The sequence below is a fragment of the Saccharopolyspora sp. ASAGF58 genome, from assembly GCF_012277335.1.
In the GTDB taxonomy this organism is placed as follows: domain Bacteria; phylum Actinomycetota; class Actinomycetes; order Mycobacteriales; family Pseudonocardiaceae; genus Saccharopolyspora; species Saccharopolyspora hattusasensis.
This window is the reverse complement of the sequence record NZ_CP040605.1, coordinates 1055156-1076484: the sequence shown is the minus strand read 5'-3', so window position 1 is coordinate 1076484 and position 21329 is coordinate 1055156. Positions and strand designations below refer to the sequence as shown.

General features: G+C 71.0%; 22 protein-coding genes and 1 riboswitch. Of the genes, 17 read left to right on the top strand and 5 right to left on the bottom strand.

What is annotated here, in order from left to right; genetic code table 11:
• Positions 1-81: 81 nt before the first annotated feature.
• The gene (locus FDZ84_RS04790; RefSeq protein WP_168584889.1) at positions 82-870 is read left to right on the top strand and encodes an ESX secretion-associated protein EspG; all 789 of its coding nucleotides are present in this window, start codon (positions 82-84) and stop codon (positions 868-870) included.
• 59 nt (positions 871-929) lie between these two features.
• On the opposite strand, the gene FDZ84_RS04785 is transcribed toward FDZ84_RS04790, so the two are convergent.
• Positions 930-1184, bottom strand: coding sequence for a hypothetical protein (locus tag FDZ84_RS04785; protein WP_168584888.1), 255 nt, complete (start codon positions 1182-1184; stop codon positions 930-932).
• Positions 1185-1352: 168 nt separating this feature from the next.
• On the opposite strand from FDZ84_RS04785, the gene FDZ84_RS04780 reads away from it, so the two are divergent.
• From FDZ84_RS04780 to FDZ84_RS04730, 12 genes are all read left to right on the top strand, one after another.
• Positions 1353-2219 carry a helix-turn-helix transcriptional regulator gene (locus FDZ84_RS04780; RefSeq protein ID WP_168584887.1) on the top strand — a complete coding sequence of 289 codons (867 nt, stop codon included), beginning with the start codon at positions 1353-1355 and terminating at the stop codon, positions 2217-2219.
• Positions 2216-2428, top strand: a complete 213-nt coding sequence (locus FDZ84_RS04775; RefSeq protein ID WP_168584886.1) for a DUF397 domain-containing protein — start codon at positions 2216-2218, stop codon at positions 2426-2428. The genes FDZ84_RS04780 and FDZ84_RS04775 overlap by 4 nt, the downstream gene beginning before the upstream one ends.
• A 71-nt stretch (positions 2429-2499) precedes the next feature.
• Complete coding sequence (gene cobO / locus FDZ84_RS04770; RefSeq protein WP_168584885.1) at positions 2500-3114, top strand: cob(I)yrinic acid a,c-diamide adenosyltransferase; 615 nt, start codon at positions 2500-2502, stop codon at positions 3112-3114.
• On the top strand, positions 3108-4484 hold the full coding sequence (locus FDZ84_RS04765) for a cobyrinate a,c-diamide synthase (protein ID WP_168584884.1): 1377 nt from the start codon (positions 3108-3110) through the stop codon (positions 4482-4484). Before cobO ends, FDZ84_RS04765 begins: the two co-directional genes overlap by 7 nt.
• A complete protein-coding gene (gene cobI / locus FDZ84_RS04760) occupies positions 4484-5221 on the top strand; it encodes a precorrin-2 C(20)-methyltransferase (RefSeq protein WP_168584883.1) in 738 nt (245 codons plus the stop codon). Before FDZ84_RS04765 ends, cobI begins: the two co-directional genes overlap by 1 nt.
• Positions 5215-6594 carry a precorrin-4 C(11)-methyltransferase gene (gene cobM / locus FDZ84_RS04755; RefSeq protein ID WP_168584882.1) on the top strand — a complete coding sequence of 460 codons (1380 nt, stop codon included), beginning with the start codon at positions 5215-5217 and terminating at the stop codon, positions 6592-6594. Before cobI ends, cobM begins: the two co-directional genes overlap by 7 nt.
• A complete protein-coding gene (locus FDZ84_RS04750) occupies positions 6578-7744 on the top strand; it encodes a cobalt-precorrin-5B (C(1))-methyltransferase (protein ID WP_168584881.1) in 1167 nt (388 codons plus the stop codon). Before cobM ends, FDZ84_RS04750 begins: the two co-directional genes overlap by 17 nt.
• On the top strand, positions 7729-8943 hold the full coding sequence (gene cbiE, locus FDZ84_RS04745) for a precorrin-6y C5,15-methyltransferase (decarboxylating) subunit CbiE (protein WP_168584880.1): 1215 nt from the start codon (positions 7729-7731) through the stop codon (positions 8941-8943). The genes FDZ84_RS04750 and cbiE overlap by 16 nt, the downstream gene beginning before the upstream one ends.
• 226 nt (positions 8944-9169) lie before the next feature.
• Positions 9170-10924 carry a precorrin-3B C(17)-methyltransferase gene (gene cobJ / locus FDZ84_RS04740; protein ID WP_168584879.1) on the top strand — a complete coding sequence of 585 codons (1755 nt, stop codon included), beginning with the start codon at positions 9170-9172 and terminating at the stop codon, positions 10922-10924.
• Positions 10914-11096 carry a DUF362 domain-containing protein gene (locus FDZ84_RS04735; protein WP_168584878.1) on the top strand — a complete coding sequence of 61 codons (183 nt, stop codon included), beginning with the start codon at positions 10914-10916 and terminating at the stop codon, positions 11094-11096. Before cobJ ends, FDZ84_RS04735 begins: the two co-directional genes overlap by 11 nt.
• A gap of 111 nt (positions 11097-11207) precedes the next feature.
• Positions 11208-11333 (top strand): hypothetical protein, encoded by a 126-nt coding sequence (locus FDZ84_RS39925; protein WP_256413658.1) that lies wholly within the window; start codon positions 11208-11210, stop codon positions 11331-11333.
• Between the two features lie 94 nt (positions 11334-11427).
• Positions 11428-12858: a pyridoxal-dependent decarboxylase gene (locus tag FDZ84_RS04730; RefSeq protein ID WP_168589810.1), complete on the top strand. Its 1431-nt coding sequence runs from the start codon at positions 11428-11430 to the stop codon at positions 12856-12858.
• Between the two features lie 144 nt (positions 12859-13002).
• On the opposite strand, the gene FDZ84_RS04725 is transcribed toward FDZ84_RS04730, so the two are convergent.
• Complete coding sequence (locus FDZ84_RS04725; protein WP_168584877.1) at positions 13003-13272, bottom strand: DUF1876 domain-containing protein; 270 nt, start codon at positions 13270-13272, stop codon at positions 13003-13005.
• A 459-nt stretch (positions 13273-13731) separates the two neighbouring features.
• Positions 13732-13856, top strand: a riboswitch (cobalamin riboswitch).
• A gap of 77 nt (positions 13857-13933) precedes the next feature.
• Between FDZ84_RS04725 and FDZ84_RS04720 the strand changes: the two genes are divergently transcribed.
• The 4 genes from FDZ84_RS04720 to cobA are packed head-to-tail and all read left to right on the top strand — an operon-like array spanning position 13934 to position 17754.
• A complete protein-coding gene (locus FDZ84_RS04720) occupies positions 13934-14986 on the top strand; it encodes a HoxN/HupN/NixA family nickel/cobalt transporter (protein WP_168584876.1) in 1053 nt (350 codons plus the stop codon).
• Complete coding sequence (locus FDZ84_RS04715; RefSeq protein ID WP_168584875.1) at positions 14983-15663, top strand: precorrin-8X methylmutase; 681 nt, start codon at positions 14983-14985, stop codon at positions 15661-15663. The genes FDZ84_RS04720 and FDZ84_RS04715 overlap by 4 nt, the downstream gene beginning before the upstream one ends.
• The gene (locus FDZ84_RS04710; protein ID WP_168584874.1) at positions 15660-16565 is read left to right on the top strand and encodes a sirohydrochlorin chelatase; all 906 of its coding nucleotides are present in this window, start codon (positions 15660-15662) and stop codon (positions 16563-16565) included. The genes FDZ84_RS04715 and FDZ84_RS04710 overlap by 4 nt, the downstream gene beginning before the upstream one ends.
• Entirely contained in the window at positions 16546-17754 is a 1209-nt protein-coding gene (gene cobA, locus FDZ84_RS04705) for a uroporphyrinogen-III C-methyltransferase (RefSeq protein WP_168584873.1), read from the top strand. Before FDZ84_RS04710 ends, cobA begins: the two co-directional genes overlap by 20 nt.
• A gap of 494 nt (positions 17755-18248) precedes the next feature.
• Here the strand turns inward: cobA and FDZ84_RS04700 are convergent, their stop codons facing one another.
• The 3 genes from FDZ84_RS04700 to yaaA form a co-directional block, all read right to left on the bottom strand.
• The gene (locus FDZ84_RS04700) at positions 18249-19937 is read right to left on the bottom strand and encodes a DEAD/DEAH box helicase (protein ID WP_371812780.1); all 1689 of its coding nucleotides are present in this window, start codon (positions 19935-19937) and stop codon (positions 18249-18251) included.
• Positions 19938-20205: 268 nt separating this feature from the next.
• On the bottom strand, positions 20206-20427 hold the full coding sequence (locus tag FDZ84_RS04695) for an RIO1 family regulatory kinase/ATPase (protein WP_371812779.1): 222 nt from the start codon (positions 20425-20427) through the stop codon (positions 20206-20208).
• Between the two features lie 121 nt (positions 20428-20548).
• The gene (yaaA, locus tag FDZ84_RS04690) at positions 20549-21292 is read right to left on the bottom strand and encodes a peroxide stress protein YaaA (protein WP_168584872.1); all 744 of its coding nucleotides are present in this window, start codon (positions 21290-21292) and stop codon (positions 20549-20551) included.
• Between the last annotated feature and the right edge of the window lie 37 nt (positions 21293-21329).

Here is a 21329-nt window from a genome sequence, read left to right as displayed (position 1 = left end):
CGACCGGATTCGAAGTTTCGCGCTATTCCCAGAGAAGCACTGGTTTCTCGGGGAATAGTGGCATGCGCAAAGGGGAAAGAGATGATCGAATCGTTCACGCTTTCCGCGGAAGCGGCAGACATCCTCGGCGAGGACCTGCGGATCAACCTGCGGCAGTTCCCGTTCGAGATCCCGCACTTCGCCGCCACCGTCGATGAACGCGCACGGCTCCGCAAGGACGTCTGGGGAAGGCTGGAACAGCGCCGATTAGCCGATCGCGGCCGGGTCGAACCGGAGCTGGAGCAGGCGCTGAACCTGTTACATCGCCCGGCGGTCGCCGTGGCGGTGACCTCCTACGACGGGCCGTCGGACAACGTCTACCGGGCGCGCGTGGCGGTCGCCGGGCGGGCCGGAGTCGTCGCGGTTCAGGATAAGCAGGGCTTGCGGATCGAGTTCATCGACGTCCGTGGGCTCGCCCGTGTGTGCGTCGGGCTGCTGCCGGAAGTGTCGGCGGGAAAGCTCGAAGGGGGCACGATCGCAGATGGTGGTGAGCCGAAGCCACCGCGCGCGGCCGACGCCGAGCCGGATTCGTGGCTCGGGGCGGCGCAGCCGACCGCGTCCGGCCACGGTGGCGGTGACCTGCGCAAGGTGCAGAAGATCATGGCGCTACCGGTGCGGCGGGTCGGCTACTTCGTGGTGATCGGCCTGGACGCCAGCGGCCAGCAGGTCCGGCTTCCGGCGATCGGCTGGCGCGACACCGAGGAAGGCCGCTACAGCGTCACGACGAGGCGCAACAACGACGGCGAGCGCTGGAACACCTTCGGCCCGGCGGACAGAACGCGCCTGATCCGCTACCTCGACGAACAGCTCGCCACCTTCCGCCCGCGCTGAGGTCGTGAGTGCGTAGCCGGGCTCCAGCTCGGCTACGCACTCACGACACCTCAGGGCACCTAGACCAACTGCACCGGGTCCTTGCGGGAGAACAGTTCGAAAGCGCTCAGCGCCGACCGGAACGCTCCGCGAATCCCGCCCTCCACCGCCACGACCTCGGCGTGGTCGTGGAACTCCATTCCGCAAGCGACGACCTGCCCGTCCTTCCCGAGCTCGTCGTCGATCTCCGCGACGAGCGCGAAAACACGCGGAGCGGACACCCGCACCAACTCCTCCACCCACTCCGAGAACGGCCGCTCAACCCCACGTGCCACCGTGCTGGAACCTCCCGTGAAAATTGCTCTGATCTGCGGCGATGTACCGTGATTGAGACTTCGATCACTCTTGTTGACCATAAAATTTGACTTAACATCAAACAAGTCGCCTGATCGGGCAACATTGGCCTGCGCGAGACTTGAGCCGCACTTGCGAAGGAGGACCTGGTGGCAGAGACGTCGAGCCCCACGGTGTGGCGGCGCTGGCTCGCCTTCGAACTGACGCGCCTGCGCAAAGCGGCGAATCTGGAGCAGAAGGACGTGGCGAAAGCGCTGCGCTGCACCACGGCGAAGGTCTCCTATGTCGAAAACGCGGAGCGCCCAGTCATGCTCCGCGACCTCGAAGAGGTCCTGCTGCCGCTGTACGACGTCCCGGCGGAGAAGTGGCCGAAGTACCTTCAGGCAGCGCGGGATTCCCGCAAGAAGGGCTGGTGGGAGAGCTACGACACCGACGCCCTGCCGGACTGGTTCTCGCTGTTCGTGGGACTGGAACAGGGCGCTTCGCAACTGCGGGTCTACGAGGCGCAGCTGATCCCGGGTTTGCTTCAGACCTCCGACTACGCTGTCGAAGTTTCTCGTCGTAGCACGATGGAGCGCGCGCAGGAGCAAGTTGAGCGTCACGTAGAGGTCCGCCTCGGGCGCCAGGAAGTGCTGCGTCGTAGACAGAAACCGCTGCGTTTGTGGGCCGTGCTCGACGAGGCCGTATTGCGTCGTGTCGTTGGTGATGTCCGCGTGATGCTCGAGCAGTTGACGTACCTCCGCCAGGCAATGGAGCAGCCCAAGATCACAGTTCAGGTGATTCCGTTCAGAGGCGGGGCCCACCCCGGGATGGTTGGCAGGTTCCAGATTCTGGATTTCCCGTGGCCTGGCGACCCTGGCGTTGCTTACGTCGAGCATCGGGCTGGAGCTGTGTACCTGGAAGGGGCCGGTGAGATTGAGGCGCACATCGTTACGTTCGAACACCTTTGCGCGCTTGCTCTTTCGCCTGACGACTCCGCCAAAATGGTCGAGTCGATCGCGAAGGAGTATTCATGAACAGAGCTTTGCCGGCTTCCAACGCGCTGGTCTGGCGCAAGAGTACGTACAGCGGTGACCAGGGCACATGTGTCGAGGTGGCGTTCCCTGGAGGTGCGGTGGCGGCTCGGGATTCGAAGGATCCCGGGGGCGGGGCGTTGGTGTTCGGTCACCGGTCTTGGTCGGCGTTCCTTGCCGCCGCCGCGCGGGGTGTCTTCGACCTGCGGTGATGGGGTCGTGAGTGATTTTTCCGGCAAGAACCGGAACTATCGCTCACGAGCCGTTCCGTTAGGGTCGGGGCATGCCTCAGGGACAGCCTTCGACCGTGCCGAACGACGGGTTGACCACTCGCCAGCGCCGCAACAGGCCGCTGGTCGTGGTGCACACCGGCGAGATGAAGGGCAAGTCCACCGCCGCGTTCGGGCTCGCGCTCCGCGGCTGGAACCAGGGCTGGTCGATCGGCGTGTTCCAGTTCGTCAAGTCCGCGAAGTGGCGCGTCGGCGAGGAGTCGGCCTTCCGCGCACTGGGACGGTTGCACGACGAAACCGGTGAGGGCGGCCCCGTCGAGTGGCACAAGATGGGCGAGGGCTGGTCCTGGACCCGCAAGAAGGGCAGCGAGGACGACCACGCCGCCGCCGCGCTGGAGGGCTGGCGGGAGATCGCCCGCCGGATCGGCGAGCAGCACCACGGCCTCTACGTGCTGGACGAGTTCACCTATCCGCTGCACTGGGGCTGGGTCGACGTCACCGAGGTCGTCGAGACCCTGCGCGACCGACCCGGGCACCAGCACGTCGTGATCACCGGCCGCTATGCCCCGCAGGCGCTGATCGACGCCGCCGACCTCGTCATGGAGACCACCAAGGTCAAGCACCCGATGGACGCCGGCCAGAAGGGCCAGAAGGGCATCGAGTGGTGACCGGTGCGCTTCCGCTTGCTCGGTTGATCGTGGCGGCTCCCGCGTCGGGGCAGGGCAAGACGACGGTGGCGACCGGGTTGCTGGGCGCGCTGCGGCGCCGGGGCACCGCGGTCGCGGCGTTCAAGGTCGGACCGGATTACATCGACCCCGGGTACCACCGGCTGGCCGCCGGCCGCCCGGCCCGCAACCTCGATCCGGTGCTGGTCGGGGAGGACCGCATCGCGCCGCTGTTCCGGCACGGTGCCGCCGGGGCCGAGTTGTCCATTGTGGAGGGTGTGATGGGGCTGTTCGACGGCCGCATCGGGCCCGGGGAGGGCATCGCGGTCGGCTCCACCGCGCACGTCGCTCAACTGCTGAGCGCGCCGGTCGTGCTGGTCGTCGATGCCAAGGGGCAAAGCCACAGCCTCGCCGCGCTGCTGCACGGTTTCCGCAGCTACCGCCCGGAGGTCCGGGTCGCGGGCGTCATCCTCAACCGCGTCGGCTCGCCGCGGCACGAGGAGGTGCTCCGCGACGCCGCCGACAACGCGGGTCTCCCGGTGCTCGGCGCGATCCCCCGCACCGAGGACCTCGCCGTTCCGTCGCGCCATCTCGGTCTCGTCACGGCTGCCGAGCACGGCGGGGAGGCGGTCCGCGCGGTCGACGCGATGGCCGACGTCGTTGCCCGGTCGGTGGATCTCGACGCGGTGTGCGCGCTTGCGCGCTCGGCTCCCGAGCTGCCCGGCCCCGCCTGGGATCCGCGCGACGAGGTGAAACCGCAGGCGAGGCCGGTGGTCGCGGTCGCCGGTGGGCAGGCATTCACCTTCGCCTACGCCGAGCACGTCGAGCTGCTCGAAGCCGCCGGTGCCGAGGTCGTCGTCCTCGACCCGCTCAACGACGAGCGGCTGCCGGAACGCACCGCGGGCGTGGTGCTGCCGGGCGGTTTCCCCGAGCAGCACGCCGCCGAACTGTCGGCGAACACCGCTCTGCGCAAGGAAATCGCGGCGTTCGCCGCCACCGGCGCACCGATTCACGCCGAGTGCGGCGGGTTGCTGTACCTGGCAAGGGAGCTGGACGGCCACCCGCTGTGCGGGGTGCTCGACGCGCGGGCGCGGATGTCGCCGCGGCTGGTGCTCGGCTACCGCGACGCGGTGGCCGCCGCCGATTCAGTCGATTCAGTCCTATTCGCCGAAGGAGCACGAGTGAGCGGGCACGAATTCCACCGCACCGTCCTGGAACCCGGCAGCGGATCGCAACCCGCCTGGATCTGGCGCGGCGCGACCGGTGTCCAGCGGGAAGGCTTCGTGCAGGGCGGCGTGCACGCCTCCTACTTGCACACCCATCCGGCCGGGCAGCCTGGCGCGGTCCAACGGTTCGTGGCGAGGTGCGCGTGATGCGGCTGGTCGGTGTCGGGGTCGGCCCCGGGGATCCGGAAATGCTGACGCTTGCCGCGCTGCGCGAGATCCGGGCGGCTGGCACCGTGTTCGTCCCGGTGCTCTCCGCCGACGAGCAGGGCCGGGCGGAAGCCATCGTCCGCGCGCACCTGGGCGACGACGACCGGGTGCAGCGGCTGGTTTTCGCGTTGGCCGATCCGGTGGACGGCCCGCAGGACCGGCGACGCAGGCACTGGGACGAGGCCGCCACGGTCGTCGCGCAGCGGTTGCGTGATCAGGGCGGCACCGTGGCCTTCGCCACCCTCGGGGATCCCGCCGTGTATTCGACTTTCAGCTACCTCGCGGCCACCGTGGCCGAGCTGTTGCCCGAGGTCGAGGTGGCCACCGTGCCGGGGATCACCGCGATGCAGGCCACGGCCGCGCAAGCGGGCGTAGCGCTGACCGAAGGCGCCGAATCACTCACCGTGATACCGGTGATGCGTGACGTGACCGCGCTGCGGGAGGCGCTGCGGGCACGCGGTACGGTCGTTGCTTACAAAGGCGGCCGGCGGCTCGGCGAACTGCGCACGGCGATCGCCGAGAGCGGAGCCCTGGAGCGCGCGGTCTACGCCGAGCACCTGGGCACGCCGGACGCGCGGGTGCTGCCGTTGTCCGATGTGTCCGAAGTGGACGACGCGCCTTATCTGTCCACTGTGGTAGTACTTCCACCCCGAGGCGGAAGAGGAGAACAATGGTGACTGGCCGGATCTCGTTCATCGGTGCCGGACCGGGCGCGGCCGACCTGATCACGGTCCGCGGTGCCCGGCGGATCGCCGAGGCCGACATCGTGGTGTGGGCCGCGAGCCTGGTCGCGCCGGAATGCATCCAGGAGCACGCGCGCAGCGACGCGGAACTGGTCGACTCCTCCCGGCTGACCCACGAGCAGGCGCTGGAGATCTACCGCCGCGCCGAGCGCGACAAGCTCAACGTCGCCCGGGTGCACTCCGGCGATCCGTCGCTGTGGGGCGCGGTTCAGGAGCAGCACGACGCGTGCGCGCGGATGAACCTGGAAGTCGAGATCGTGCCGGGCGTTCCGGCGTTCTCCGCCGCCGCGGCCGCCATCGGGCGCGAGCTCACCGTGCCGGAAGTCGCCCAGTCGCTGGTGCTGACCCGCCTGGAGGGCGGCAAGACGCCGATGCCCGAAGGCGAGAAGGTGCGCGAGTTCGCCAAGCATGGCACCACGATGGCGCTGTTCCTCTCCGCCGCGCGCACCGGTCAGCTCGTCGAGGAACTGCGGGCCGGCGGCTACCCCGACGACACCCCGGTGCTGGTGGCCTACAAGGTCACCTGGCCCGACGAGCTGCTGCTGCGCACGAACCTCGCCGACCTGGAGAAGACCGTCAAGCAGCACAAGCTGTGGCGGCACACGCTGTTCATCGTCGGCAAGGGCCTCGCCAGCTCGGGAACCCGCTCGCACCTTTACCACGCGGGGCACTTCCACACCTACCGCCGAGCCGACCCGGCCGCGCGCCGCGCGCTGCGGGCCGAGCGCCCCACCGCTGCGCGCCGCCGCGCGGAGAGCGACTCGAAGCCCGGCCCGCGCGCCGAGGGCTCGGGGGAGCGGGTACGCGACTCCGACGTCGCCTGGTGGGCGGTGCGCGACTGGCAGGAGAGCGCCCGCGGCGCGGCGCGGGTCGCGGCGAACCGCGCGTCCCCGGCCCGTCGGGTCGACGCCGCGCAGTCCCAGCTGTTCACCGACGACGTGACGGCGGGCGAACGGCCTGTTGACGCCGTAGAGGTGAGTGAACAGTCCGTTCGCTCCGATGCGCGTGCTGGGGTGGTTGACAGCGAACGGCCTGTTGACGCCGTAGAGGTGAGTGAACAGTCCGTTCGCTCCGATGCGCCCGAGCCGAAGCCGCGCCAGACCTCGGCGGCCAGCACGACGGCTACCCGGGCGACGGCGAAGGCCGTTCCCGCGAAGCGCGGCGGAACGAAGTCCGGGGCGAAGAGCGCGGCGACGAAGTCCGCGGCGAAGCGGACGAAGTCCGCGACCACCACCACTGCAGCGGCGAAGGCGACGCCTGCCGCGCGGCGCAAGTCCCCGGCGAAGCCGGATGAGCAGGGCGAGTAACGAGGCGCAGCCGCCGCTGCGCGAGCCGGACCTGCCGCGCACCGCGAAGGTCCGGCCCAAGGCGCTGCGCACCGGGTTCACCACGGGTGCGTGTTCCGCGGCGGCGGCGCGTGCGGCGGCCCAACTGCTCGCCACCGGGCACCTCCCGGCCACCGTGGACGTCCCGTTCCCGGACGGCAGGTACCGGCGCTTCCAGGTGGATTCGGGGTCGATCGGGCCCGCGACCGCAGTGGTCGTCAAGGACGCGGGCGACGACCCCGACGTCACACACGGCGCTCGGATGACCGCGTCGGTCACAGCGCGCGATGACGGCGAGATCGTGCTGCACGGCGGCGAAGGCGTCGGCGTCGTGACCAAGCCGGGCCTCGGCCTGGAGGTCGGCGGTCCGGCGATCAACCCGGTGCCCCGCGAGATGATCACCAACGCGGTGCGCGAGGCGCTCGGCGAGCGCGGCGCGGACGTCACGATCACCGTGCCCGGTGGTGAGAAGATGGCCTACAAGACCACCAACCGGCGGTTGGGCATCTTCGGTGGCATCTCGATCCTCGGCACCACCGGCATCGTGCGGCCGTTCTCCACCGCGTCCTGGCGGTCCAGCGTCGAACAGGCGGTTTCCGTGCTCGCCGCACAGGGCGGCCGGGTTGCGGTGCTGTCCACCGGCGGTCGCACCGAGAAGGCCGCGATGCGGCTGCTGCCCGACGAGCCCGAGGTGGCGTTCATCGAGGTCGGCGACTTCACCGGTGCGGCGCTGCGTCGCGCCGTCGAGCACGGGCTGGACGAGGTCGTGTTCGTCGGCATGATCGGCAAGCTGACCAAGCTCGCCTCCGGCGTGGTGATGACGCACTACACGAGGTCCAAAGTGGACACAGCGTTGCTCGGTCGGCTGACCGGCGAGTTCGGTGGCGACCCCGAGCAGGTCGCCGAGATCGAGCAGGCCGCCACAGCCCGCCGGGCGTACGAGGTGTGGCAGCACAGCGGGCTGCTCTCGGCGTGTGCGCACCGGCTCTGCGGGCAGGTGGCAGGAGTATTGGAGCGGTTCAGCGAGGAATGCGGCCGTCGGCTGCGTGTTCGGGTCGCGATGGTGGACTTCCAGGGCGAACACGTGGTGGCGGCCACCGAGGCAAGGTGGGTGACGTGGCAGTCACGGTGATCGGGGTCGATGGTGGGGATCTGCCGAAGGGCGGTGCCGAAGCGCTGGAGTCGGCACGGCTCGTGGTCGGCGGCAGACGGCACCTCGAAGTGCACGCGCCGGAACACGCGCGCAAGCTCGAACTTGGGCCGCTGGATCCGGCGCTGAACGCCTTGTCGTCGCTGTCCGGTGACGAGCACGGCGTGGTGCTGGCCTCGGGTGATCCCGGCTTCTTCGGCGCGGTCCGAGCGCTGCGCGAACGCGGCATCCGGTGCACGGTGCTGCCCTCGACCTCCAGCGTGCAGCAGCTGATGGCGCGCGTCGGCCGCTCCTGGGACGACGTCGTGGTGGTCAGCGCGCACGGCCGCGACCTCCGCCAGGCGATCAACGTCTGCCGCGCGCGACCGGCGGTGGCGGTGCTGACCGCGCCGAAGGCCGGCCCGGCCCAGATCGCCTCCGGGCTGGCCGGTTGGCGCCGGACCATGGTCGTCGCCGAGGACCTTGGCGGGCCGAACGAGTCGGTGGTCACCATCGAACCGGCCGAGGCGGCCAAGCGCACCTGGTACGAGCCGAACATCGTGCTCTCCCTGGCGGATCTGGACGACGTGCCGCACCGGGGCTGGATCGCCGGCGGCGAGCCGGTACCGCCGGCGACCGGCTGGGCGCTGTCCGAGGACGAGTTCTCGCACCGCGACGGCATGATCACCAAGGCCGAGGTGCGGGCCGTGGCGCTGGCGAAGCTCGCGCCGAGGCCGGGGACGCTGGTCTGGGACGTCGGGGCGGGATCCGGTTCGGTGGCGGTGGAGTGCGCCCGGATGGGCGCGGCGACGATCGCGGTGGAGTCCAACGAGGCCCAGGTAGTGCGGTTGGTCACCAACGCGGCGAGCCACGGCGTGGACGTCCGGATCGAGGAGGGCGCGGCGCCGCAAGCGCTGCGTAACCTGCCGCGGCCCGACGCGATCTTCGTGGGCGGCGGCGGCACCGAGGTCGTCACGGCGTGCGCGCACGCCGGAGCGTCCCGCGTCGTGGTTGCGCTGGCGGCGCTGGACCGGGTCGGCCCGACCCGCGACGCGCTGCGGGCGGCGGACTACGAGGTGGAGGGCGTGCAGCTGTCGGCGGCAAGGCTGGCGGAACTGCCCGACGGCGCGTCCCGCCTGGAAGCGGCCAACCCGGTCGTGCTGATCTCCGGATACCGCCGTGAGTGCTTTTGGGCGCGATAGCCCCCAAAAGCACTCACGGCGGGCTTGGCCGCTCTGGCGCAGACGTCAGCACGAGGTCCGCAGCGCCGGCGCGGTTACCCCTAAACTGCCGGGCAGAACTGAACGCGGAACCCGAACGCGGCGAGAAGGTTCCCGGGAATCGGGATTCGGCCTGGCGCGACGCTGCCCGGACAACGGCGGCTGACGGCGTCCGCGCGAGGAACATCGACGAGGTAGGGGAGCAGCAGTGATCGGTCTGTTCGCGGTGACCGCGGCGGGACGGCGGGCGGCCGCCGAACTGGCCGGACGGCTGGGGCCGGACGCGGTCGTCGCCGACGGGCCGATCGGCCCCGCCGTGCGCCGGCTCTGGGACCACCTGGACGCGGCGGTGTTCTTCCTGGCCAGCGGCGCCGCAGTGCGGCTGGTCGCGCCGCTGCTGCGGGACAAGCACACCGATCCCGGTGTGGTCTGCGTCGACGAGGCGCGCCGCTTCGCCATCTCCCTGGCCGGTGGCCACGCCGGAGGCGCGAACGCGCTCGCCGAGCAGGTCGCCGATGTGCTCGGCTGCACCCCGGTGGTCACCACCGCCACCGACAGCATCGGCACCACCCCGCTGGACGAACTCGTCGACCAGCTCGACGCCAGCGTGGACGGTGACCTGGCGGCCTGCGGCGTCGCGATCCTGGATGGCTGGCCGGTACGCCTGGTCAACCCGCACGGCTTCCCGCTTCCCGCCCTGCCGCGCAACGTCGCCACCGACGCCGAAGCGCCACTGTGGACGGTCGTGATCGACGACCGGCGGCCGACGCAGGACGAGGAGCGGACGCTGCGGCTCATCCCGCGCACGCTGGTCGTCGGCATCGGGTCTGCGCGGGGCGTCTCGCGGACGGCGGTAACCGAGACGGTCGCCCGGCTGGACCGCGAGCACGGCCTGGACCCGAGGGCGATCCGTGCGGTGGCCAGCGTCGACCTGAAGGCCGACGAGGACGGCATCCTCGAAGCCGTGCAGGACCTGAGCTTCTGGCACTCCGCCGGCGGCGAGGAGCTGTCGCTGCTGACCTATCCGGCGGGCGCGCTGGCCGGTGTCGAGGTGCCCAACCCCAGCGAGGTGGTGCGCGCCGAGGTCGGCACGCCCTCCGTCGCGGAGGCATCCGCGCTGCACGCGGCCGCCCGGCTGGGCGCCGGGGCGCCCGTCGAGCTGGTGGTGCCGAAGATCAAGGGCGACAACGTGACCGTCGCCGCCGCCCGCATCCGGCCGCGCGGTCGACTGGCCATCATCGGCATCGGCCCGGGCGCGCCCGACCTGCGAGCCCCGCGCGCCGACGTCGAGCTGCGCCGCGCCTCCGTGGTCGTCGGTCTGGACCAGTACCTCGACCAGGTGCGGCACCTGCTGCGCCCCGGCACCGAGGTGCGCGCCACCGGGCTCGGCGCCGAGGAGGCCCGCGCCGCCGAGGCGGTGGAGCTGGCCCGGGCGGGGCGCGCGGTGGCGCTGATCGGCTCCGGTGACGCCGGGGTGTACGCGATGGCCAGCCCGGCGCTGGAGAAGGCCGGCGTCGACATCGAGGTCGTCGGCGTGCCGGGGGTGACGGCGGCGCTGGCGGCGTCCGCGCTGCTGGGCGCGCCGCTGGGCCACGACCACGCGCTGATCAGCCTGTCCGACCTGCACACGCCGTGGGAGATCATCGAGCGACGCGTCCGGGCGGCGGCCGAGGGCGACCTAGTGGTGTGCTTCTACAACCCGCGTTCGGGGCAGCGGCACTGGCAGCTCGGCCGGGCCCTGGAGATCCTGGCGGAGCACCGCCCGGTGACCACGCCGGTCGGCGCGGTCCGCCAGGCCAGCCGTGCCGGGCAGCGGGTGTGGTGCGCCCCGATCGGCGAATTCGACCCGGCCGAGGTGGACATGTTCACCACGGTGCTCGTCGGCTCCTCGCAGTCCAGCGTGGTCGGTGGTCGGATGGTGACGCCCCGGGGCTACCGGTGGATGGCGGCGGATGCCCGCTGACCCGCTGGTGATCTCGACGGCCTGCACGGCGTGCGGGGCCTGCCTCCTGACCTGCCCGGTGCACGCCCTCCGCCCGGCCCGGGGCCGCCCGGTGGTCCTGGCGGACCGCTGCACGGCCTGCGGGGAATGCGTCGAGATCTGCCCGGCGGATGCCATCGACCTGCTCCGCTGATCGCGTTCGTTGGTTCGTTTAGGCGAGATCGCTTTCGAACAGCCGGGCCGCCATCGCCGGATTCGGCTGGACGACCTGTTGGCGTACCGCGAGCGCGCTCGACGTGCCCGCGTGGCAGGGTTGGCTGAAGCGGCAGGGCTGGACGAAAAGGTCCGGGTGTCCGAGGCGGCGGGCCACTATGGCCTCCCGACCGACGCGCGTGTCGGGCGGTTGTCCGAATCGGAGCAGGAAGACTGAGCCAAGACGGATGATTCGCCCTCCTCTGCCGCGGCTTCTTCGTCCCTGGCTTCGGGTGCGGGGGCGTGCTTAGCTGGCTGTGATGAGTGGCCACATGTCGCCGGAGGAGTTCCGGGCGTTCGGTCGGCAGGTCGTCGACTGGATCGCCGACTACTACGCCGGTGTCGAGAAGCATCCGGTTCGGTCGCAGGTGCGGCCCGGTGAGGTCCGGTCGCAGCTCCCGGCGCATCCGCCCGAGCAGGGCGAGCCGTTCGAGCGGGTGCTGAGCGACCTCGACGCGGTGCTGATGCCGGGCGTGACGCACTGGCAGCACCCGAACTTCTTCGCCTACTTCCCGGCCAACGCCACCGGCCCGTCGATCCTCGGTGACCTGCTCTCCAGCGGGCTCGGCGTGCAGGGCATGGTCTGGGCGACCAGTCCCGCGTGCACCGAGCTGGAGACTGTGGTCGTGGACTGGATGGCCGAGCTGCTGGGCCTTCCCGAGCACTTCCGGACCGATGCCGTCGGCGGCGGGGTGATCCAGGACTCCGCCTCCAGCGCTGCGCTGGTCGCCTGCCTAGCGGCGTTGCAGCGGGTCAGCGACGGCCAGGTCGCGAGCCGGGGCATCACCCGGCGCCACATGCTCTATGTCTCCACGCACACCCATTCGTCCCTGGAGCGCGCGGCGCGGATGGTCGGCATCGGCGCGGACAACGTCCGGATCGTCGACGTCGACCCGGACTCGCTCGGCATGGACCCGAAGCACCTCGACGCCCTGATCGCCGAGGACCTCGCCGCCGGCGCGGTGCCCACACTCGTGTGCGCGACGATCGGCACCACCTCGACGACCGCGATCGATCCGGTCCGTGAGGTCGGCGACGTGTGCCGGGCGCGTGGGGTCTGGCTGCACGTGGACGCGGCGTACGCGGGTGTTGCCGCGGTGTGCCCGGAGCTGCGCTGGATCAACGACGGCGTCGCCGAGTTCGCCGATTCCTACTGCACCAACGCGCACAAGTGGCTGTTGACCAACTTCGACTGCAGCCTGCTGTGGATGGCCGACCGGCGGCCCATGATCGACGCGCTGTCGATCCTGCCCGAGTACCTGCGCAACCCGGCGACCGCGTCCGGTGAGGTGATCGACTACCGGGACTGGCAGGTGCCGCTGGGTCGCCGGTTCCGGGCGTTGAAGCTGTGGTCGGTGCTGCGCTGGTACGGCGCGGAAGGGCTGCGCGAGCACATCCGCACCACCGTCGGCCTCGCCCAGGAGTTCGCTGGCTGGGTCCGCGACGACCCACGCTTCGAGCTGCTGGAGCCGCACCCGCTGGGCCTGGTCTGCTTCCGGCCGCTGTTCCCCGAACTATCCACAGAGGACGCTGGTGATCGGGTCCACCGGCTGATGGAATCGCTGAACGAGTCGGGGGAGCTGTACCTGACCCACACCAAGGTGGGCGGCGGGACGCTGCTGCGGCTCGCGGTCGGTTCGCCGCAGACCGAGCGGCGTCACGTGCTGGCGGCCTGGAAGCGGATCCAGGAGGCGGTGGGCTGACCTGCCCGCGAGCAGCGCATAGCCGATCGGCACGAACACGTGCGTCGGCGCGGGCCAGCCACCCGCGATCGCGGCACTCGTGATCGCGCTGCGGACGACGTGAAGGGCGCCCCCGGACCGCCGAAGGTGCCCTTCACCTGTGCGTCAGGCGGGCAGGTGCACGCGGCGGTGCAGGCGGTCGCCGATGTCCTGCGCCGCGTTGTCCAGTAGCTTGTGCGCCAGCTCGAACAGGGCGCGGGCGATCGCGATCTCGTCGCCGATCTGCGGTACCTCCGGGTCGTCCGGGTGGCGCCGCGCCGTGCCGTGGCCGTGCAGCGCCTGACCGCCCGGAGTGGTGAAACCGACGTCGGCGGTGGTCTTCGCGCCCGCCTCCACGACCTGCAGGTTCAACGTGATGGTGTGGGTCTCGTTCATGGTCGCCTGCTTCCTACTCGTTGCTGTTACTTGTTCGAGCAGGACATTTCGCTCTCCGCCGTACCACTGGTGCACGGCTGGAGTCCAGGCTGGGCAGTCTCAGCCGATCGGCCATCGTTCCGCGAGCTGCGGTGATGGCTACGTCCCGATCTTTTGCCAGGGACCCCGAACGAACGGTTCACCAGCCTTGGCTGATACGTGTGATCCTTGGGTCCTGAACGGGCCGTTGCCGGGAGCATCCCGACGCCTGGCAGCCTACTCGATCTCTCCCGTTTTTGATCAGATAAGCCCAGGAAAACCGGGCTCTCAAGGTCGCCGTAGCCCAAGCATGCGCTGGCCGACCGGAACGGCGAAAGAGTCGAATTCACCCATTTGGGTATCCGCTGGCCGGATCGGTGATCGACCTCACGGGGTTTGACCTTGGGTGGTGGGCAAGGAAAGATACGGCCGCCGACAGTGCAGGAACCCGGTGCGAATCCGGGACGGTCCCGCCACTGTGACCGGGGAGTGGGCCCCACTCGTTGCCACGGCTGCCAGCAGCTGGAAGGCAGGGGAACCGCGTCGATCCGGGAGTCAGGAGACTGCGCGTCGGCCCCGCGTCGCGCCGCGACGCGCGGACACCGAGCCCCTCGGGCGGGAAACCCAGGAGGTCGGAGATCCCATGTCTTGGGATACCGAAGCGAGTCGGCCGCAGGCCGGTTGGGGCGCCGCCGAGCGCCGGAAAGCAGCGGTCGTACTGGCCGCCGTCGGAGTGCTCCACCTAGCGGGCTGGAGCGCCTACCTGTTGCAACAAGAATCGTTCAGCGCGGTCGGCGGGCTGGCCGCCGCCGGGACGACGGCGTACCTGCTCGGCCTGCGCCACGGGTTCGACGCGGATCACGTCGCGGTGATCGACGACGCGACGAGGCTGCTGATGCAGCGCGGCCGCCGACCGGTGTCGACCGGCATGTGGTTCGCGCTCGGGCACGCCAGCGTCGTGCTGTTCCTCGCCGCCGCGATCGCCTTCATTGCCGGACCCGCTGCGCAGCAGTGGGCCGAGCAGGCCGGAGTGCAGGTCGCCACCGTCGTGGACCTGATCGTGGTCGCCGTGCTGAGCTCGTTGGCGGTGCTCAACGCGCTGGTGCTGCGCGACGCCCTGCGGTTGCTGCGCCGCGCCCGCCGCGGCGCGGTCGACGAGGCCGAGGTCGAGCTGGTGCTGGGGCGGCGCGGCCTGCTCGCCCGGCTGCTGCGCGGGCGGATGCGCGGCGTCGGCCGCTCCTGGCACCTGTTCGGCATCGGGCTGTTGTTCGGGCTCGGCATGCAGACGGCCACCGAGATCACGGTGCTGGCCATGGTGTCGCCGACCGAACACCAGTCCGCCATCGCGGTGCTGAGCCTGCCGCTGCTGTTCGCCGCCGGAATGTGCACAGTGGACAGCGTGGACGGGATGCTGATGTCCCGCGCCTACACTTGGTCGCTGGCGCGGCCCCTGCGGCGGCTGTGGGTGAACGTGACCACCACGGCCCTGACCGTCGTGCTGGCCGCCGTGATCGCCTTCATCGTCCTCTGTGGACTGCTGGCGGAGCACGGGTTGTCGTTCCTGGACGGGATCGCGGCCGTGAGCGACCAGTTCGAACTGCTCGGCTACATCACGCTCGGGCTGTTCCTGGCGGTCTGGGGCGGGGCGGCGCTGTGGTGGCACCTCAAATCCCGGAAGGAGCCCGAAGTCGAATGAGCGGCGGTTTCGCACCAGCAGGGGAGAGCGGTGGCACTCCAGCCGGGGAGAGCGGTGGCACTCCAGCCGACCGCACCGTGCACCCGATCGAGACCGAGTCCTACCGGATCATGCGGTCCAGGGCCGATTTCGCCCACTTCCCGCCGCTGGCCAGGGCGGTCGTCGAGCGCGTCGTGCACACCACCGCCGACCCGAGCTGGACCGGCGAGGTCGTCGCCGGCGAAACTGCGTTGCGGGCCGGCCGCGCGGCGCTGCTCGACGGCGCGCCGCTGATCACCGACGTGCGCATGGTCGCGGCCGGGATCACCGCGCGCCCGGCCGAAATCGGCCTGGACCGCCCCGGTGTCGCCGAGTTCGCCGCGACCGCCGGCCTGACCCGATCCGCCGCGGGCATCCGGCTGGCCGCCGAAGAGCACCCCGACGGCGCGGTGTGGGCCATCGGCAACGCCCCGACCGCGCTGTTCGAGCTGATCCGCCTCGCCGAGACCGGCCGGCTCAGCCCGGCGCTCGTCGTCGGCGTCCCGGTCGGCTTCGTCGGCGCGGTCGACGCCAAGGCCGCGCTGCGGCGCAGCGGCCTACCGGCCGTGACCACCCTGACCGAACGCGGCGGTGCGGCCATCGCCGCCGCCGCGATCAATGCCCTCCTCTACTGGGCAGAACCTGGAGGTAACCGGTGACCGAACCGCTGCTGGTCGTGGGCCACGGCACGGTGGACGAAAGCGGTGTGACGGAGTTCCACGCCTTCCTCGACCGCCTGCGCACCCGGATGTCGGCCGCAGGCGTCGACATCGCAGGCGGGTTCATCGAGCTGTCCGCCCCCGCGGTCACCGAAGCCTGGAGCGAGCTCACCGCCCGCGGCCACCGCCGGATGGCCGCCGTGCCGCTCGTGCTCGTCGCCGCCGGGCACGGCAAGGGCGACATCCCGGCCGCGCTGGAACGCGAAGTCCGCCGCCACCCCGGCACGTCGTTCGTGTTCGGCCGCCCGCTCGGACCGCACCCGATCCTCCTGGAACTGCTCGCCGAACGGATCGAGGCCGTGGTGCCGCGCGCCGACTGGCCCGACACCGCCGTGGTGCTCGTCGGCCGCGGTTCCACCGACCCCGACGCCAACGCCGAAGTGTGCAAGGTCTCACGGCTCTTGCAGGAGACCTGCGGCTTCGACACGGTAGAAACCGCGTTCATCTCCCTGGCACCACCGGACGTCGCCGGTGGGCTGGAACGGGCTCGCAGGCTCGGGGCGAAGCGGATCGTGGTCGCCCCGTACTTCCTGTTCGACGGCGTGCTTCCGCAGCGCGTGGTCGACCAGGCACGCGAGTACGCGAGCTCCGCGCCGGACATCGACGTCCGCGTCGCCGGATACCTGGGAGACTGCGACGCCCTGGTAGATCTCGTCGTGGAGCGCTACCACGAGGCCCTGCACGGCGACATCCGGATGAACTGCGACACCTGCGCCTACCGGGTGCTGCTGCCGGGGTTCGAGGACAAATTGGGCGCACCGCAGACACCGCACCACCACCCCGACGATCCGACCGGACACGGTCACGGACACGGACACGCACATGGCCACACAACCCGATAAGCACTACCTCGCCGGACTCGACCTCACCGGGCGCCGAGTCGTCGTGATCGGCGCGGGCACCGTCGCGCAGCGGCGACTACCCCGGCTGATCAGCGCCGGAGCAACGGTCGAGGTGATCGCCCCGGGGGCGACCCCGGCGGTGGAGGCCCTGGCCGACGCCGGGGAGATCACCTGGAGCCGGCGCGGGTACCGCGACGGCGACCTCGACGGAGCCTGGTACGCGGTGGCAGCCGCGTCCGACGACGCGGTGAACGCCGCGGTCGGCGCGGAAGCGCAGCGGCGCCGCGTGTTCTGCGTGCGGTCGGACCGCGCGACCGAAGGGAGCGCGGTGACGCCCGCAGTGGCGGAGCACGACGGGCTGCTGCTCGGAGTGCTCGCCGGCGGCAAGCCGCGGCGGAGTGCGGCGGTGCGCGACGCGCTGCTGGAGGCGCTGCAGGCGGGAGTCGCCGACGAGCACGCCGAGCCGCCGGAGCCGGGCGTGGCGCTGGTCGGCGGCGGCCCGGGGGCGCCGGACCTGATCACGGTGCGCGGGCGCCGCCTGCTGGCCAAGGCGGACATGGTGATCACCGATCACCTCGCGCCGCGGGAGCTGCTGGAGGAGTTGGGTCCGCACGTCGAGGTCGTCGACGCCTCCAAGATCCCCTACGGCCGGGCCGCAAACCAGGAGGTCATCAACAGCACGTTGATCGACAACGCGCGGGCGGGCAAGTTCGTGGTGCGCCTGAAGGGCGGCGACCCGTACGTCTTCGGTCGCGGTTTCGAGGAACTGCTGGCGTGCGCCGAAGCCGGCGTGCCGGTCACGGTCGTGCCCGGTGTGACCAGCGCCTTCGCAGCCCCGGCGGTCGCCGACGTGCCGGTGACGCATCGGGGAGTCGCCCACGAGGTGGTGGTCGTCTCGGGGCACGTCGCGCCCGACGACGAACGTTGCCTGGTGGACTGGACGGCGCTGGCGCGGCTGCGCGGCACCCTCGTGCTGCTCATGGCGGTGCAGCGCATCGAGGCCTTCGCGGACGTCTTGATCAAGAACGGCCGCCCGGCGGACACCCCGGTGGCGGTGGTCCAGGAAGGCACGACCAGCACCCAGCGCTCCCTGCGAACCACCCTCGCAGCGGTCGCCGAAGAAGTCCGGGCCCACGACATCAAGCCCCCGGCGGTGGTCGTCATCGGCCCGGTCGCAGCCCTGAAATAGGGAGCTCTCGGATCGGGTGGAGGCGGGTAGTGGTGACCAGGTGAGCGGGACGTCGGTCAGCTGAGCACGACGACTCCTGCCTGGACGTTAGCTGCGCAGGTGCGCCCCGTGAGCCTCTTGGGCTGCTATGGCAACCAACAGGCTTACGGCACTTGGCCTGCGGAAACGGGAATGCGGCCCGCTGAAGCGCCCGTTCTGGTGGTCCAGGACCGGCATCCTCTGGTTCCTCAGTGGACGGACAGTCGCATAGGCAGCTGGCTGGTCCCGCGTTGCGACCGAGCTCTTGACCGGGCTTTCGGCCACCGGCCGTAGCCGCGATGCCGCGATCGCCCGGGAGATCGAGGTCTCGCTGGCAGTCGACGTTCATCCAGGTCTACGTGACGACGCCACTCCTGAAAGAGCACTTCAAGGGAGCATGGGCGCAATCCCTCGTGGAACTGCGCCCATGCTGCCGATGTCTTGAGGTCGGCGCGGTTTCGCAGCGGACTCGGCGCCTACGTGCGGTCGCGTCGCATTCCGCCGCGGTCGTTGCGGGCGCCGTGGCCTCCCCGCCCGCTCCGGCCCGACGGGCCGTGCGCGTTGCGGCCGCCTCCGCCGCTGCCGCGGCCTCCGGCTTCGCTGTGGCCTCCGGCCGCTGCGCGTCCGCCGTCGGCGCCGCCGCGGGGGTTCTGGCCGCCGAAGCCGCGCTCCGCACGGCGCGGCCCGCGCCCGCGGGGCTCGCCCCGGCGTTCGCCGGGCTCGTGGGACGAGCGCTGCGCTCTGCCCGCGTCGCGCCCGCGCGACGCTTCACCGTGCTTCGCGCCACGGCTACGCCGCGCTTCGCCTTGCTGCGCACCGCGCTCGCGCTGCTGCGCACCGCGGCTGCGCGGTGCTTCGCGTTTCGGGGTGGCGATGGCGACGCCGATGGGCTCGCGGGCACCGGTCAGGCGCGTCAGTTCGGCGTCTTCCGGGCTGACCGTGGTGGTCGTGGCCGTCACGCCGGCTTGGTTCGCCATGGTCCGGAAGGCCTGCTTCTGGTCGTCGGTGACCAGGGTGACGACAGTGCCGGTCGCGCCCGCTCGGGCCGTGCGGCCCGCTCGGTGCAGGTAGTCCTTGGGGTCGGTCGGGGGTTCGACGTGCACCACGAGGCTGACGTCGTCGACGTGGATGCCGCGCGCCGCGACGTTCGTCGCCACCAGGGTTTCGGTCTCGCCGCTCTTGAACTCGTCGAGGATGCGGGTTCGCGCGTTCTGGGCCTTGCCGCCGTGCAGTGCCCCGGCGCGGATTCCGGCCGCGCGCAGCTTCTTCGCCAGGCGGTCAGCATGGTGCTTGGTGCGCACGAACATGATCGTGCGGCCCTCGCGGGCCGCGATGCGGGCGAGCACAGCCTGCTTCTCGGCTGCGGACACCAGGAACTGGTGGTGCTCCATGCTGTCCACGCTCGCCGCCGGCGGCGCGAGCGAGTGCACCACCGGGTTGGTCATGTAGCGCTCGACCAGCTTGTCGACGTCGCCGTCCAGCGTCGCGGAGAACAGCAGGCGCTGGCCGTCGGCGGGGACCAGGTCGAGCAGTTCCCGGACCTGCGGCAGGAAGCCCATGTCCGCCATCTGGTCGGCCTCGTCGAGCGCGGTCCGCTCCACTTCGGACAGCACGCACGTGCCTTGGCGCACGTGGTCGGCCAGGCGGCCGGGCGTCGCGACGAGCACGTCCACGCCCCGGCGCAGCGTATCGACCTGCCGGGTGAACGACGTGCCGCCAACGACCTCGCGGACGTAGAGCCCGAGCGACTTGGCCAGCGGCTTGAGCGCGTCCGTGACCTGCGTGGCCAGTTCGCGGGTGGGCACCAGCACCAGCCCGCGCGGGTGCAGCGGGCGGGCGTTGCCCTGCTGCATCGCCAGCAGGGGCAGGCCGAAGGCGAGTGTCTTGCCGGACCCGGTCTGGCCCCGGCCGAGCACGTCGCGGCCGGTCAATGCGTCCGGGATGGTCGCCGCCTGGATCGGGAACGCCTCGACCATCCCGTTGTCCGCCAGGGCGCGCACCAGGCGGTTGGGCAGCCCGAGCTGGTCGAAGGGCGCCGGGTCGACGGCCGTGACGCCGACCTCGTCGAACAGGCTTCGCTTCGGCGTTGGCTGCTGCGCCTGCGGGCGGCGTCGGCGGGGTCGGCGGGACGAGCGCGCGGGCGTGGTGAACGAACTTGATGACACGAAGAAACTCCCGGAAGACGGCGCGTCACGGGGAGGCTTCGCGGGGGCCGCGTGCGATCTCAAGGACGAGCCCGGCGCGTTCGCGCCGATAGGTGGATTTCGAGTCCGTCGACTCGCGGATGGGCCGGTGGTTCTCCCGGCCGGTTCAGCGCTGAGTCTAGCCGATCGCGCACGGTCGCCGGTGGCTGGCGTGCGCGGTGGCTCGGACCCGGCCCTGAGACCGCGATCACATCAGATTTCCCGCTTTGGCAAGGAGAACCGCGAGTTCCTACGGGTCTGCCCGGTGCTCGTCGGTGCCGCGGGCGCGGAACCAGCCGGCGATGTTGTCCGCGTCACGTCGAAGGTAGGTGAGCCCCAGCGGATTCGCCGCTAGGTCGACCGCCTGCGGCAGGTCGATCAACATCAGCCGGCCGTCGTGCACCAGCACGTTGTACACAGACAGGTCGCCGTGGGTGAATCCCTGCTCGGCCAACGTCGCAACAACATCCACCAGATCACGCCGCAAACAGCACCGACACCGGTCCGGTCACGACGAGGATCGCAAAGTCATCCGCAGGGTTCTGCGCGTGCGAGGCGAGCGGTCCGACCATTGTGCTCCCGTCCTCCGGTGATCAGGCCCGGACGACGACGCAGAGCTTGCGGGTGCCTTCGCGCTCCACGCGCAGGCCGGCGTCGTTGACCACGTCGATGACGTCCTCGACCTCGGCGGGCTCGTCCGGCGACTGGGCGAGCGCCCGCGCCAGCTTCCCCTTGTGCGCCTTGTTGTGGTGGCTGACCACCTTGCGCTTGCCCGTCGCGTCCTCGGACAGCACGCGCACCTCCACGGCGCTGGGAACCCTGGCCAACGCGGCGTAAGCGCCGGACCTCAGGTCGACGACGAGGTCATCGGCCGCGGCCAGCACCGGCTCCAGCGCCGGCCGCCACGCGCTGCGCAACGTGCCCAGGCCGGGCAGCGAACTGCCACCGGAGAGCCGGTAGGCCGGAATCGAGTCCGTGCCGTGCACGATGCCGAACAGCGCCGAGGCGACGGCGAGCCGAGCATCGGCCTGCTTGCGTTCCACCGCCGACAGCGAACGCACGTCGAGGGCGTCGTAGAGCACCCCGGTGTAGCGCTCCAAGGCCGGCGCGGTGGGCGAATCCCAGAGCTCGGAGTTGCGCCGGACCTCGTCGCCCTGCCGCTCCGACAGCCCGAGCGCCTCCAGGCTGGCGGGCACGTCGTCGGCCAAAGTGGACAGTGCCTCGATCAGCTTCCGCCTGGTGGGAGTCAACTCCGGGTGCGACAGACCGTCCAGGTCCAGCGGCGAGCCCGACCCGCCGACCGACTTGGTCTCCGAAGGAGGAAGCAGAATCAACACCCCACCAGGGTAAGCGCCCCCAGTCCAACGCCAACGA

What these genes read in the sequence shown, in the direction of transcription:
- FDZ84_RS04790 (WP_168584889.1), top strand. Translation starts at nt 82, where the DNA reads ATGATCGAATCGTTCACGCTTTCCGCGGAAGCGGCAGACATCCTCGGC.
- FDZ84_RS04775 (WP_168584886.1), top strand. Translation starts at nt 2,216, where the DNA reads ATGAACAGAGCTTTGCCGGCTTCCAACGCGCTGGTCTGGCGCAAGAGT.
- cobO (WP_168584885.1), top strand. Translation starts at nt 2,500, where the DNA reads ATGCCTCAGGGACAGCCTTCGACCGTGCCGAACGACGGGTTGACCACT.
- cobI (WP_168584883.1), top strand. Translation starts at nt 4,484, where the DNA reads ATGCGGCTGGTCGGTGTCGGGGTCGGCCCCGGGGATCCGGAAATGCTG.
- cobM (WP_168584882.1), top strand. Translation starts at nt 5,215, where the DNA reads ATGGTGACTGGCCGGATCTCGTTCATCGGTGCCGGACCGGGCGCGGCC.
- FDZ84_RS04750 (WP_168584881.1), top strand. Translation starts at nt 6,578, where the DNA reads ATGAGCAGGGCGAGTAACGAGGCGCAGCCGCCGCTGCGCGAGCCGGAC.
- FDZ84_RS04735 (WP_168584878.1), top strand. Translation starts at nt 10,914, where the DNA reads ATGCCCGCTGACCCGCTGGTGATCTCGACGGCCTGCACGGCGTGCGGG.
- FDZ84_RS04730 (WP_168589810.1), top strand. Translation starts at nt 11,428, where the DNA reads ATGTCGCCGGAGGAGTTCCGGGCGTTCGGTCGGCAGGTCGTCGACTGG.
- FDZ84_RS04725 (WP_168584877.1), bottom strand. Translation starts at nt 13,272, where the DNA reads ATGAACGAGACCCACACCATCACGTTGAACCTGCAGGTCGTGGAGGCG.
- FDZ84_RS04720 (WP_168584876.1), top strand. Translation starts at nt 13,934, where the DNA reads ATGTCTTGGGATACCGAAGCGAGTCGGCCGCAGGCCGGTTGGGGCGCC.
- FDZ84_RS04715 (WP_168584875.1), top strand. Translation starts at nt 14,983, where the DNA reads ATGAGCGGCGGTTTCGCACCAGCAGGGGAGAGCGGTGGCACTCCAGCC.
- cobA (WP_168584873.1), top strand. Translation starts at nt 16,546, where the DNA reads ATGGCCACACAACCCGATAAGCACTACCTCGCCGGACTCGACCTCACC.